This is a genomic window from Rhizobium sp. SRDI943, from assembly GCF_057653695.1.
Window position 1 is genome coordinate 395,700 of the sequence record NZ_JBYGKN010000002.1, and the last position, 13,848, is coordinate 409,547.

Below are 13,848 nucleotides of genomic sequence, written 5' to 3' on the forward strand. Positions count from 1 at the left end.
ATTGCACGATCCGCCTCTCATTCTTACCGTCGACGATACTCCAGAAAATCTGGAAATCTTGCGCCTTCGCCTTGAAGCGAACGGCTATGAAGTGATGACTGCCGCGGATGGCGAAGAAGGGCTTGCGAAGGTGCGTGAGTTCAAGCCGGATCTGATCCTCCTCGACATCATGATGCCTAAACTCGATGGCATCAGCGTTGTTCGCACGCTCAAGCAGGACGTCTCCCTTCGATCGATCCCGGTCATCCTTGTCACAGCGAAGGCCGATACGCGGGACGTGGTCGAAGGATTGGACGCTGGCGGCGACGACTATCTGACCAAACCCTTTGAGCACAGGGCGCTTCTGGCCCGTGTGCGTTCGATGCTGCGCCAAAAGGCGCTTCACGACACGGTCGAGAGCCAGGCACTGCGCCTGGAAGATCAGGCCGCCCAATTGGCGGCATGGAATCGGTCCCTTGAACAAACGGTGGCTGAGCAGGTAACGGAAATCGAGCGAATGGGCCGGCTCAGGCGATTTTTGCCGGCGCAGGTCGCCGACCTTATCGTCGCAGCGGGGGATGGCGACACGCTTCTCCAAAGCCACCGGCGCGAGGTGACAGTCGTTTTCTGCGATCTGCGCGGCTTTACGGCCTTCGCTGAGACCACCGAGCCCGAAGAGGTGATGACAGTCCTCAGCGAGTACCATTCCTGTCTAGGAGAGCTAATCACTCGCTACGGAGGGACTTTGGAGCGTTTTGTCGGTGATGGTCTACTTGTCGTCTTCAACGATCCTTTGCCCTGCGCTGACCACACGGAAAAAGCCGTCTCTATGGCCACGGGGATGCGCGATGCCATTGACGAGCATTTGGAACAATGGCGCAAACGTGGCTATTTGCTTGGTTTCGGGATCGGCATCGCCCGTGGCCATGCAACCATCGGGCAAATCGGCTTCGACCAGCGCTCGGATTATGCGGTCATCGGCACCATCCCCAACCATGCCGCCCGATTGTGCGAGCAGGCCAAATCACGTCAGATCCTCGTCAGCCAACGAGTCTTTGGCGCCGTGGAACCGTTGGTCGAAGCCGTTACAGTTGGCGAATTGAGTTTGAAAGGCTTTCATCGCCCGATGCCGGCCTACGAAATTATCCGGTGGCTTGGCTGAGGAGCCCTGGCCGATATGAGGTAGATCAAAAAGGCTGATACAGGCGGTGGGAGCGGCCGTTCCAGCGAAGGCAAGCGAACGGCTACAATTGGCGCAACCGCGATCTACAGTTCGACGATATCCTCGCTCAACTAACCTGAAGCCCTGAAAGTATTGTGAATGGGATGGGTAGCACTCAATTATTGCGGGAAAGACGCTAGCTGCCTGGACGGCTCACTTGCGGCATTGTCGCATTCATAGCCGACCGGCAGCTTTCAGAACGACAGACCGGGGTCTTAACGGCCGTCTTGGGGGCGAGAAGTTGCCGAACACCGATTGCCCAATGAATGTCCACTTCGGCCCCTTGGCGGAACCTGCTAAAGCTGGCTTGACGTCGACGAGAAGAGGAACCTCACGACAGCGCGAAGATCCTCACCTCTCTCCCGATGCCCTGAAGCTCCGCCATCCGGGAGGCCGAGGTGATGCCGCTGTCGCGGAGGATTTCTGAAACTTGGGCATCCTCGACGATTGCCTCCGTCGTCATGATCACATTGGGATCGGCTAGGCCCTGGACGCGCGACGCGATATTGACGGTCTGGCCGAAGTAGTCCTGCCGGTCGTTCAGGTTGACCGCGAGGCATGGTCCCTCATGGATGCCGATCTTCAGGAGAAGGTCGTCGCTGCCGTGTTCGGCATTTAAACGAAGCATCGCCTCCCGCATCTTGAGTGCGGCCGCCACCGCACGGTCCGGGCTCGGGAAGGTCGCCATCACGGCATCGCCGATGGTCTTGACGACCGCTCCGGCCTCTGTGGCGACGATCTCGTGAAGAACCCGGAAATGCGCGCGCACCAGATCGAAAGCGGCAAGATCTCCGACGCGCTCATAAAGCGCGGTCGAGCCCCTCAAGTCGGTGAAGAGGAAGGTCAGGCTGGTGATCTTGAGGCGCTGGTCGACATCGAGTGTGTCGGTCCGATAGATGTCTCGGAAGCTCTGGTTCGTCAGCAGACGCTTGGCTGTCAGGAAAGGCCGCCTGCGGCCCAAGAGGTCGTGCAGCTCGTCGCCTGCGATGCAGACGTTCGGCACCACTCTGCGATCGGTGTGGTTTTCGAGCGTCAGCCGCAGTGAGCCGGGGCGCAGGGTCAGCGTTTCGTTCAGCGCATGCGTTCGGCTGATGATCATCGAGAGGGTTTGACGTTCGTCGGTCGGCTCACCCTGCACGTCGATGAACTGCGCCGAGTGTGTGACCGGATCGAAAATGATGACGAACTGCGCCGGCAGTTGCAGGGAGACGAAGGCCTTTTCGCCCGGAGCCAGCTCGATCATCTCCAGCTGGATGCGTGAAAACCTCGCTTCGAGATCGTCAGGTAGGTCGACCCCGGAGCTGAAGAAGATCTGGCGGTAGTATTCAAGCGGCGCCAACCGATCGGGATCGTGACCGGCAATCCTGCGCACGCGCGGGCTGACTGTAAACGTGACCTCGACCATCTCGTCGAGAGTCGGCTCGTATCCGGCCGCGCAGAGCGCGCAATGATACGTCTCGTGGACGACGGTTTTGAGGGTTGCGCCGCTGTCGAGGACGCCGCCGCATCCCGGGCAAAGGACATTCCAGGTCATCTCGAATGCGCCTATGCGGGCTGCATGGAGAAACGCGGCGATGGTTTTCTCTTGGTCGAGATCATGCTTATCGGCGAAAGCGAGCGCATTGATGCGATTGAGCTCGCGATCCGAACCATGCGTGACGACGTTTTCGATGCACTCGACCGTCTGCGGGTCAGCCGCCTGTCGCAGGGAGGCAAAAAGTACGTCCACTTCGCTCATGAGACAAGTCTCCGTGTGCAGAACCCACGGCGGACGACGCCAGGATGGGGATCATAACACGGGGGTTACCCAATAGAAATCTAAAGGCTTGGATGCTGCTCGCTTCCCAAGCGAAGGCGGGTTTCAGTTCCCCTTGTATATCCGCTTCAGCGCCGCCAGCAGCGCGTCCAGTTCGTCGCGCGAAAACAGCTCGATGAAACGCTGCTCGTGCCTATCGATCAGCCCACGCGCCCTGGCGAGCATTGCGTGTCCCGCCTTCGTCAGATGGAGTTCCTGGCGCCGGCGGTCGGCCGCGGAGGGGCGGCGCTCGATCAGGTCGCGGGCTGCCAGCCGGTTGACGAGGGCCATCATCGTGGCCCGGTCGGTGCCGAGCGTATTGGCAAGGTCGATCTGCGATGCGCCCGGATTGCCGGCGACGAGTTCCATCACCGCCAGCTGCTTTTGCGTCAGCGCCAGTTCTTCCATGGTTTCGGCGAAGTCGCGATAGATCGCGACATGGGCCATGCGCAGATGAAATCCCAGCAGATCGCCAAGCCGGCCGACGTCGAGTCCCGGTGTCGCGGGAGCATCTTCACCCTCTAAATCGTCCTGCGGTGATTTTGTCGCCATCGTTCGTTCTCGCCTCGTCCAGGCGCCATAACCATCAAAATCAGCAGGTTAGTCAATATCCGTAGTGCGGATTTCCTCGCGCCATTCGCGCGATCGGATTTGTCTTAAACAGCCTCTTGCATCTTTCCGGGAAAGGATATTAGTATGTGTTGCATACAAATGTGATGCCTGCCGCGGGGAGCGGTGGGCATGGGAGGAGAAAATGGCGCATTCCTTTTCCGGGATGGCTTCGTCGGCGGATTGCGGACTGGTGACGGATGATCCGATCCTTTACCGCGCCCGCGTCGCACCGGACCGTCCGGCCCTGTTCGAGATCGCCACCAACAGGCAGCTCACCTTTGCCGAGCTCGATACGCGGATCGCCCGCTGCACCGGCCTGCTGAGCGATGTGCTCGGAGCGCGCCGCGATGGCGCGCGTGTCGCCATGCTGGCGCGCAACTCGATGGATTCGATCGTGCTTGCCTTTGCCTGCCAGCGTGCCGGCGCCATCTACGTGCCGCTCAACTGGCGCCTCAACGCCGCCGAGCTTCGGCCGATCCTTGCCGATTGCGCGCCGGTTCTGCTCGTTCACGACGAGGAGTTCGCGGCAACCGTCGCCAGCCTTGCGAGCGTCGATCCCGAGATGGCGGTGATATCGACGGCCGACGGCCCGGCCGGGCTCGCCGCGCGGATCGAGGCAAGCCTTCCGGCCGCGCCGGTGTCCGCCGATGCCGATGGAGCCTGCGTCCTTCTCTACACCTCGGGCACGACGGGACAGCCGAAGGGCGTCGTCATCACCCGCCGCAACGCTTTTTTTGCCGCCATTAATTTTTCCGTCGTCGGAGAGATCGGGCCGGGATCCGTCGCCCTGTGCGACCTGCCGTTCTTCCACACGATCGGGCTGATTGCCGTCGCGCGCACCACATTGATGCTGGGCGGCACGCTCGTCGTCTCCGATCGCTTCACGCCGGCGCGCACGCTCGCTGCCCTTGTCGACCGGCAGCGTGCCATCACCCATTATTTTGCCGTGCCGCAGATCGCGCTCGCCTTGCGCAACGATCCCGCCTACAGCGCCGCGGCGCTCGCCGGCCTGCATGCGCTCTTTGTCGGCGGCGCGCCGCTGACGCAGGCGCTGATCGAAAGCTATCTCGACGACGGCGTTGCGCTGGTCAACGGTTATGGCATGAGCGAGGCCGGAACGGTGCTGCACGTGCCGATCGATCGGCGCGCCGTGCAGGACAATCCCGGCAGCGTCGGTCTTCCGGCACCCTTGCTCGACATTCGCATCGTCGGCGAGGACGGCCGCGAGGTTGATGAAGGCGAGATCGGCGAACTCTGGCTGCGCGGGCCGGCGGTGACGCCGGGCTATTGGAACAAACCTCAGGAAACCGCTGCCGCCTTCACCGACGGCTGGTACCGCACCGGCGATCTCGGCCGGCGCGAAGCGAACGGCTTCTATCGCATCGTCGACCGGCTGAAGGACATGTACATCAGCGGCGGTGAGAATGTTTATCCCGCCGAGGTCGAAGCCGCACTCGCAAGTCATCCCGATATCCTCGACGCCGCGGTCGTCGGCCTTCCCGATATCCGCTGGGGCGAATGCGGTGTGGCTTATGTCGTGCTGCGGCCGGGTGCCGTGGCAACGGGCGATGAGATCGCCGGCTATTGCGCGGCAAGGCTCGCCGCCTTCAAGCGTCCGGCCCGCATCCTCTTCATCGAGGCCATTCCCCGCACCGCCTCCGGCAAGGTGCAGAAACATGTCCTGCGCCAGTTCCATTCAGATGAAACCCTTCAACGACAGGCCCTGTGACGCGGCCCCGGCATTCACGCCGAAACCCATGGAGTAATCTCATGACCGATATGCAATCGCCGGTTCTGGTCGAGTTCGACAACGGCATCGCCTTCGTGACCCTCAACCGTCCGGAAAAGCGCAATGCGATGAATCCGGCCCTGAATATCAGGATGCTCGAAGTGCTCGACGAGCTCGAGGGCGACGAGCGTTGCGGCGTCCTCGTCCTGCGCGGCGCCGGCGAATCCTGGTCCGCCGGCATGGATCTGAAGGAATATTTTCGCGACAATGACGACAAGCCGCGTGACGTCACGCTGAAGGCGCGGCGCCAGTCCGGCAACTGGTGGGGCCGGCTGATGTATTTCGAAAAGCCGACGATCGCCATGGTCAACGGCTGGTGCTTCGGCGGCGCCTTCACGCCGCTGGTTTCCTGCGATCTCGCCATCGCCGCTGAGGAGGCGAATTTCGGCCTCTCCGAGATCAATTGGGGCATTTTGCCGGGCGGCAACGTCACCCGCGCGGTCGCTGAAGTGATGCGCCATCGCGACGCTCTCTATTACATCATGACCGGCGAGTTGTTCGGCGGGCGCAAGGCCGCCGAAATGGGTCTCGTCAACGAGGCGGTGCCGCTGGCGGAGCTTGAAACCCGGGTCCGCAAGATCTGCGCCAGCCTGCTCGAAAAGAACCCGGTGACGCTGAAGGCCGCCAAGGACACCTACAAGCGCGTGCGCAACCTGCCATGGGAACTCGCCGACGATTACATCTACGCCAAGCTGGAGCAGATGCTGTTTCTCGACAAGACCAAGGGGCGTGATGAGGGGCTGAAGCAGTTCCTCGACGACAAGACCTATCAGCCGGGGCTCGGCGCCTACAAGCGCGGCCGCTGAGGACAGGCCCGACATGCCGGGCCGTTTGCGAGCCGATCATCTGGAGGAGGAAAGCAATGAAGATCCATGCCGCGGTGGCGCGTGCGCCCCATACGCCGTTTTCGCTGGAAAGGCTCGATCTGGAGGAGCCGCGCGAGGGTGAGATCCTGGTTCGCGTCGTGGCGACAGGGGTTTGCCACACCGATATCGTCATGCGTGACCAGCACCTGCCGGTGCCGCAGCCGGTCGTGCTCGGTCATGAGGGCGCCGGCATCGTCGAGCGTGTCGGGCCGGGCGTTGCCAAGGTCAAGCCCGGCGATCATGTGGTCATGACCTTCAATTCCTGCGGTCATTGCCCGAGCTGCAACGATCACGAGGAGAGCTATTGCCACGAATTCTTCCCGCGCAACTTCTTCGGTGCGCGCGCCGATGGTTCGAGCGGGCTCTCATGCGAGGGAGAGCGGGTTCACGGTAATATTTTCGGGCAATCCTCCTTTGCCAGCCACGCACTGTGCCATGAACGCAATATCGTGAAAGTGCCGAAGGAAGCGAACCTAGCGCTGCTCGGGCCGCTCGCCTGCGGCCTCCAGACCGGCGCCGGTGCGGTCATGAACGCGCTGAAGATCGAACCGGGAAAAGTGCTCGCGGTTTTCGGCATGGGCTCCGTCGGGCTTGCCGCCGTGATGGCGGCGCGGATCGTCGGCGCGTCACGGATCATCGCCGTCGATGTCAACCAGACGCGGCTGGCGCTTGCGGCGGAACTCGGCGCGACCGACATCATCAACGGCAAGGCGAGCGACGCGGTTGCCGCGATCATGGCGCTGACCGGCGCTGGCGTCGATTATTCGATCGATGCCTCCGGCGTGCCCGCCGTCATCGACCAGTGCGTGCGGGTGCTGGCGCCGCGCGGCACCTGCGGCATCGTCGGGGCCTCGCCCCATGGCGCAACGCTGACGCTCGACCTCACCCATATCCTGTCGGGCGGGCGCCGGGTCCGCGGCATCGTCGAGGGCGATTCCAATCCCGACGTGCTGATCCCGTTGTTGATCGACCTGCATCGGCAGGGCCGCTTCCCGTTCGACAGGCTCATCACCTTCTATGATTTCGCCGACATCAACCAGGCGGTGGAGGATTCGGAAAAGGGCATCGTGCTGAAACCGGTCGTGCGTCAGCCGGCCGTCTGACATCGTTCAAGGGAGGAAACAATGAACACCGTCACCCCAATCGCCACCGATACCAGCCCCGATGTCATGAAGGCGCTGCTTGGCCGGCAAAGGGCGTCGTTCCTGAGGGATGGCCCGCCGGGCATCGACACCCGTATCGATCGCATCGACCGCGTCATCGCCCTTCTTGTCGATCATAAGGATGCAATCGCCGCTGCCCTGTCGGAGGATTTCGGCAGCCGCAGCGTCGAGGCGAGCCTGCTTCTCGATGTCTTCACCTGTGTCGCTTCGCTCAAATACGCCAAGGCCCATCTTGTCGAATGGCTGAAGCCCGAGCAGCACGAGGCATTGTTCCCGGACGCCGTGGCCGAAGTGGTCTATCAGCCGAAGGGGATTGTCGGGATCCTGAGCCCGTGGAATTTCCCCTATCAGCTCGCCCTTGCGCCGCTTGCCGGCATTCTCGCCGCCGGCAACCGCGCCATGATCAAGCCGTCGGAGGTGACGCCGGCCTCGGCCGAATTGATGGCGGAACTCATTGCCGGGGCCTTCGACGAAACGGAAATATCAGTCGTTCAGGGCGGACCGGCGACGGGCACGGCCTTTACATCCCTTGCCTTCGACCACCTGATCTTCACCGGCGGAACCGCGGTCGCCCATCATGTCATGCGCGCGGCGGCGGAAAACCTGACGCCGCTGACGCTGGAGCTCGGCGGAAAGTCGCCCGTCATCGTCGGCCGCTCGGGCGACCTCGCAGACGCGGCGCGCCGGGTCATGACCGTCAAGACGCTGAACGCCGGCCAGATCTGCCTTGCACCTGATCATGTCTATGTGCCCGAGGAAAGCGTCGAAGCCTTTGCCGGCCACGCGGTCGCGGCGGTCGGCGCGATGTATCCGGCGCTGAAGGAAAATCCTGACTACACCTCGATCGTCAATGCTCGCCACCACGCCCGCATCCAGGGCCTGATCGACGATGCCAGGGCCAAGGGCGCGAGGATCGTCGAGATCAACCCGGCGGCAGAGAATTTCTCCCAGCAATCGGTCCACCGCATGCCTCCGACCTTAATACTCGATCCCACGGAAGAGATGCACGTGCTGCAGGAAGAAATCTTCGGACCGGTGCTGCCGGTCCTTCCCTATCGCGATATCGCCGACGTCATCGATCGTATCAATGCCAGGCCGCGCCCGCTCGCTCTCTATTACTTCAGCCAGGATCAGCAGGAGGAGGCCCGCGTGCTCGACAATACGACTTCCGGCGGGGTGACGGTCAACGACTGCATGAGCCACGTCACGGCGGAAGGCCTGCCCTTCGGCGGCGTCGGCCATTCGGGCATGGGTTCCTATCACGGCAAATTCGGCTTCCTCGCCTTCTCGCATCCGCGCGCCGTCTATCACCAGAGCAGGATGGTGGAAGCGGAATACATGATGCGGCCGCCCTATGGCGATGCGATGCGTGGCTTCTTGGCGGCGGCGATCTGCAAGTAGTCGAAGAAGCGTTGGACGATGCCGTCGGCAGCCGCGGCTGCTGGCGGCATGGGCTGGCCGCTTGCAACGGCCCGATTGCGCAGGCTTATCCGGATAACGGTATATTGTGTCATTGGGATATGTGTCCCGACGCAGAGGATGCTGTTGTTAAATATACCTTATGCAGCGGCTGCTAGGCGTTGAACCGCAGGGCGTTGCGGACATGATGTCTCTTGCCGTGCTGGAGCATGACCTTTCCATAGATGTTGCCAAATCTGGCAGCGGGCCTCTCTGCCCATACCTAATCGTCGGGGCGGACGCCTGCTTTCCTGTCATCGCATTGCTGCCGACCGGCCGGGAGACGCGTCTGCGAAGGAATATGGCTTGATAGGTCTTTGATTTAACGAAGCTCAAACCAGTGTTGCCCTATGATTGGTTCGATACATGTATTGGAAGGTGGATCCAACGCAGTGAATGGCATCTGGACGCAATTCGGTGGCAACCTGTCATTCGTGTGCCTGGCGATTTCGCTCTGGGCGCATTTCTCGATCCAATTTCAGCGTCGTTCGGTCACACAGGAAAAAATCGCCTTCGGAATCATAGCCGGCGGCGCCTCCATCGGCTCCATATTGCTGGCCGTCGAAGTCAATCCCGGCATTTATATCGACATCCGCTTTTCGCCGCTTGCTTTGGCGGGCATGTTTGGCGGACCGATCGCGGCCGCCTTTGCGGCGTCGCTGGCGATAGTCTTCCGCTTCTGGGTCGGCGGCGCGGCAATGATCGACGGTCTGATCGCAATTGCTGTCGCGACCGGTATCGGCCTGGCTGCCAACGTCTGGATCCGCAAGAGATCTCCCGAGCTGATAGATGTTGCGCTGCTGAGCCTCGCGCTCGGCGGCGCACTGATTGTTTTGATGGCGGTGCTTCCCACCCTGGTCCACGCCCGCGTATTGGCCATCATCGGTCTGCCGATGACGGTATTGAATTGCCTGGCGACGGTGCTGTGTGGTTTCGTTCTGTTGAAGACGCAACAATGGGAGCTGGAGCGAAGCATCCTGGTGACCGCATTTTCGCAGTCGCCCGATTATCTCTACGTGAAGGACCGAAACAGCCGGTTCATCACCGTCAATGAAAATATGATCCGCCTTTTTCGTTTCAGAACCACGGCGGAGATGACCGGATTGTCGGATTTCAATCTTATCTCGCGGCCGCGCGCCGAAGAATTTTATTATCTCGAACAGCAGGTCATGGACACCGGGGTGCCCCTGATCGACTCCGTCGAGCGTGTCGAAGACAGATACCTGCTCGCCTCCAAGGTGCCGCTGAAGGATAGGCAGGGACGGGTGATCGGCCTGGCCGGCGTCACGCGTGACGTGACGGAGCGGGCTGCTCTGGAGCGGGAATTGCGCAAGAGCAAGAACCTGCTGTCACATGCGATGGCCGGCATGTCCGATGGCATCGCCATGTACGACAGCAAGGGTTTTCTGGTTTTTTGCAACGACCAGTATCGCGCCGCCTTTCCGCTATCCGGAGACGCCCGCGTGGTTGGCGCTCATATCAGCGACATCCTTCGCCGCGTTGCCGAAACCGGCGAGCGCACGGGTATCCCGGACGCTGACCGCGAAGAGTGGATCAGGTCCGTCAGTGCGACGTTGCACAGCAACAAGGACGAAGAGGTTCAGCTTCACAACGGCGACTGGCGCAGCATCCGGACAAGGTTAGCGGAAGACGGCACGGCGATGGCCGTTGTCTCCGACATCACGGCGACCAAGCAGGCGGAAATCGCCCTCCGGCTGTCGGCGGAGCAGCTGAAGTCCCTCGCCGAGACCGACGGGCTCACCGGCATGGTCAACCGCCGGGCCTTCGACGAGGCTTTCGCCCGCGAGACCGCAGGCAGCGCCAGGAAAAACACGCCGTTCAGCCTTCTGATGGTCGATATCGACCGCTTCAAGGCCTATAACGACACCTATGGTCATCCCGCCGGGGACCAATGCCTGCGTGTCGTCAGCAGGTGTCTTCGCCAGTCCGTAAGCCGCCCGGCCGACATCGTCGCACGCTACGGCGGAGAGGAATTCGTGGTTCTGCTGCCTGCAACCAGTGCGAAGGGGGCGATGATCGTTGCCGAACAGTTCGCACGTCTCCTAAGCCAGGAAAATATCGTTCATACCGGCAGCGAATTCGGCCGGGTGACCGCCAGCATCGGCATATCCTGTGCGACGGGAGCCACCTTGAGGATCAACCCGAACCGCCTCCTGAGCGAGGCCGATGCCGCGCTCTACGACGCCAAGACGCAAGGCCGCAATCGCATCCTGGCACATTCACCCGAGGAGCGGCACGCCATCAAGGACGTCGGCTAGTCGAATCCTTGATAGGTTTTTCCTATCGAGCCATCGCGCGTGCGCCCTTGATGTTTTCCCCGCTTCGACAATACAGGGCGCATGGACACAAAATTCATTGGTAAGAAGTCGGCAGCAGCCGGGGGCTGGGGCGCTTTGAAGAGCTGCGGCAAGCGCTTGCTGCAAAGCGGCATGCCGATTTCAGGGGCGCGGACGATGCTGAAGGCGAACCAGCCGGATGGGTTCGACTGCCCGGGCTGCGCCTGGGGCGATCCCGAGCACGGATCGTCGTTCGAGTTCTGCGAGAACGGCGTGAAGGCCGTCGCCTGGGAGGCGACGGAAAAGCGGGCAACGCCCGCCTTCTTCGCGGAAAGGACTGTATCGCAGCTGCGCCAGTTGACGGACTATGAACTGGAACTCAATGGCCGCCTCACGCATCCGATGCGCTACGATGCGGCGAGCGACCGTTACCTGCCGGTCGCGTGGGCGGATGCCTTTGCCGAGATCGGCAGCATCCTGAGGGGGTTCGATAGCCCCAACCGGGCGGAATTCTACACGTCTGGCCGGGCGAGCAACGAGGCCGCCTTCCTGTACCAGCTGTTCGTGCGCGTCTACGGCACCAACAATTTTCCCGACTGCTCCAACATGTGCCACGAGGCGAGCGGCATCGCCATGCGCCAGGCGGTCGGTGTCGGCAAGGGTACCGTGCTGCTGGAGGATTTCGAAGAGGCCGACGCGATCTTCGTGATCGGGCAGAACCCGGGCACCAACCATCCGAGGATGCTCGGCGATTTGCGCCGGGCGGCCATCCGCGGCGCGCGCGTCGTCGTCTTCAATCCCATCCGCGAACGCGGCCTGGAGCGCTTCTCCGACCCGCAGGACAAGGTCGAGATGCTGCGCGGCGGCTCGACCGATATCGCCAGCCTTTATCTGCAACCGCAGCTCGGCGGCGACATGGCCGCGGTGCGCGGGATGGCAAAGGCCGTTCTGGCCGCGGAAGACGCAGCGGTCGAAGCCGGTCTGCCCTTCGTTCTCGACCACGCATTTCTCGCCGAACACTGCGCGGGTTTTGCAGAATACCGGGCGGCGGTCGAGGCGACGAGCTGGGCTGACATCGAGGACCAGTCGGGACTGAGCCGGCAGGAGATCGAACGGGCAGCCGATGTCTATATCAGCGCCGAGCGGGTCATCTGCACCTGGGCGATGGGCGTGACCCAGCATCTGCATTCCGTGGCGACGATCCGCGAGATCGCCAACTTCATGTTCCTGCGCGGCAATATCGGCCGGCCGGGGGCAGGCCTTTGCCCGGTTCGCGGCCATTCCAACGTGCAGGGCGACCGCACCGTCGGCATCAACGAAAAGCCGGCGGACGATTTCCTCGATGCGCTGGAGAAGCATTTCCGCTTCACCGTTCCTCGCGAACATGGTCACAATGTCCTTGCCGCGATCGGCGCGATGCTCGATGGCTCGGCCGAGGCCTTCATCGGGCTTGGCGGCAATTTTGCCCGCGCCACGCCCGACAGCGCGCTCGTTGAAAAGGCGTTGCGGCGGCTGAAGCTGACGGTGCACATCGCCACCAAGCCCAACCATTCGCATCTCATGCCCGGCGAGGTGGCCTTCATCCTGCCGTGCCTCGGACGCACCGAGATGGATCTGAACGCGGCGGGCAACTCCCAGCTTATAAGCGTCGAGGATTCGATGAGCATGGTGCATGGGTCTGCCGGCATCAATCGTCCGGCCTCGCCGCATCTCCTCTCGGAAGTCGCCATCATCGCCGGCATTGCACAGGCGACGGTCGGCTCCGCCGTGGTCGACTGGGAAGAGCTTGCCGACGACCACGACCGCATCCGCGATCATATCGAGACGACCATTCCAGGTTTCGAAAATTACAATGCGCGCTTGCGCAAACCGCGCGGTTTCCACCTGCGCAATACGGCAGCCCATCGGGAGTGGGATACGCCGGCAGGCAAGGCATCATTTTCTTGCGAAGCGCTTCCGGAGGAGACGGTGCATCAGCGGGCGCGAAAGGGTGAGGGGCGTTTCGCCCTGCAGACGTTCCGGTCGCACGATCAATACAATACGACGGTCTACGGTCTCGATGACCGATATCGCGGCGTCTACGGGGAGCGGCAGGTCATCTTCATTCATCCAGCCGACCTCAAGGCGATGAATGCCGAGGCCGGTGATCGGATCGACGTGGTCGGCGAGCATGATGACGGTATCGAGCGCATCGCCGAGAATTTCCGCTTTGTGCCCTATGACATTCCGCGAGGAAGCATTGCGGGTTACTATCCCGAGCTGAACGTGCTCGTGCCGCTTGGCAGCGCGGGCGTGGAAAGCGATACGCCCACCTCGAAATCGATCATGGTGTCCTTCCGCCGGCGACAAGCCGCGTGAGCCAAGAGGCCTCCGAGGCCGATCGTTTTCTTGCCCTCGTCGCTGCGGCGCAAGGCAGGGATATCAGGCTGACATCTATACAGGCCGGTCTCCTTGTCGCCGCGGAATTGGGGATTGCGCATGACAGCCGCGCCTTTGCGCGCCTGCTGGGGATCGCGCATTCTCTCGTGCTCAGGGAGCTCAACGCGCTCGCGGAACGCGAAGACGTGCTGCAGATCGTGAAGCGGGATCTAAGGACGATGAGAGTGCACTACACATTGCCGCCGCCGCCGGATGAGGCGTAAACACCCCTGCGCCGCAAGCCACGGC

At 62.1% G+C, this 13,848-nt stretch carries 10 protein-coding genes; 8 read left to right on the forward strand and 2 right to left on the reverse strand.

Annotation, left to right across the window (positions count from 1 at the left end; all coding sequences use genetic code 11):
- Nucleotide 1: 1 nt before the first annotated feature.
- Nucleotides 2-1,141, forward strand: coding sequence for a response regulator (locus AC245Y_RS25995; RefSeq protein WP_017996016.1), 1,140 nt, complete (start codon nt 2-4; stop codon nt 1,139-1,141).
- 391 nt (nt 1,142-1,532) lie between these two features.
- On the opposite strand, the gene AC245Y_RS26000 is transcribed toward AC245Y_RS25995, so the two are convergent.
- Nucleotides 1,533-2,939, reverse strand: coding sequence for an adenylate/guanylate cyclase domain-containing protein (locus tag AC245Y_RS26000; protein WP_003562238.1), 1,407 nt, complete (start codon nt 2,937-2,939; stop codon nt 1,533-1,535).
- A 123-nt stretch (nt 2,940-3,062) separates the two neighbouring features.
- Nucleotides 3,063-3,548 (reverse strand): MarR family winged helix-turn-helix transcriptional regulator, encoded by a 486-nt coding sequence (locus AC245Y_RS26005; RefSeq protein ID WP_017996015.1) that lies wholly within the window; start codon nt 3,546-3,548, stop codon nt 3,063-3,065.
- A gap of 202 nt (nt 3,549-3,750) precedes the next feature.
- Here AC245Y_RS26005 and AC245Y_RS26010 point away from each other — a divergent pair, with 202 nt between their 5' ends.
- The 7 genes from AC245Y_RS26010 to AC245Y_RS26040 all read left to right on the forward strand — a co-directional run bounded on the left by AC245Y_RS26010 (nt 3,751) and on the right by AC245Y_RS26040 (nt 13,823).
- Nucleotides 3,751-5,337 carry an AMP-binding protein gene (locus tag AC245Y_RS26010; protein ID WP_017996014.1) on the forward strand — a complete coding sequence of 529 codons (1,587 nt, stop codon included), beginning with the start codon at nt 3,751-3,753 and terminating at the stop codon, nt 5,335-5,337.
- A 41-nt stretch (nt 5,338-5,378) separates the two neighbouring features.
- A complete protein-coding gene (locus tag AC245Y_RS26015) occupies nt 5,379-6,203 on the forward strand; it encodes a p-hydroxycinnamoyl CoA hydratase/lyase (RefSeq protein WP_017996013.1) in 825 nt (274 codons plus the stop codon).
- Between the two features lie 56 nt (nt 6,204-6,259).
- A complete protein-coding gene (locus AC245Y_RS26020) occupies nt 6,260-7,366 on the forward strand; it encodes an NAD(P)-dependent alcohol dehydrogenase (protein WP_017996012.1) in 1,107 nt (368 codons plus the stop codon).
- Between the two features lie 21 nt (nt 7,367-7,387).
- Nucleotides 7,388-8,827 carry a coniferyl aldehyde dehydrogenase gene (locus AC245Y_RS26025; RefSeq protein ID WP_017996011.1) on the forward strand — a complete coding sequence of 480 codons (1,440 nt, stop codon included), beginning with the start codon at nt 7,388-7,390 and terminating at the stop codon, nt 8,825-8,827.
- Nucleotides 8,828-9,234: 407 nt separating this feature from the next.
- Nucleotides 9,235-11,163, forward strand: coding sequence for a diguanylate cyclase (locus AC245Y_RS26030; protein ID WP_017996009.1), 1,929 nt, complete (start codon nt 9,235-9,237; stop codon nt 11,161-11,163).
- 81 nt (nt 11,164-11,244) lie between these two features.
- Nucleotides 11,245-13,539, forward strand: a complete 2,295-nt coding sequence (locus AC245Y_RS26035) for an FdhF/YdeP family oxidoreductase (protein ID WP_017996008.1) — start codon at nt 11,245-11,247, stop codon at nt 13,537-13,539.
- The gene (locus tag AC245Y_RS26040; RefSeq protein WP_017996007.1) at nt 13,536-13,823 is read left to right on the forward strand and encodes a hypothetical protein; all 288 of its coding nucleotides are present in this window, start codon (nt 13,536-13,538) and stop codon (nt 13,821-13,823) included. Before AC245Y_RS26035 ends, AC245Y_RS26040 begins: the two co-directional genes overlap by 4 nt.
- Nucleotides 13,824-13,848: the final 25 nt, after the last annotated feature.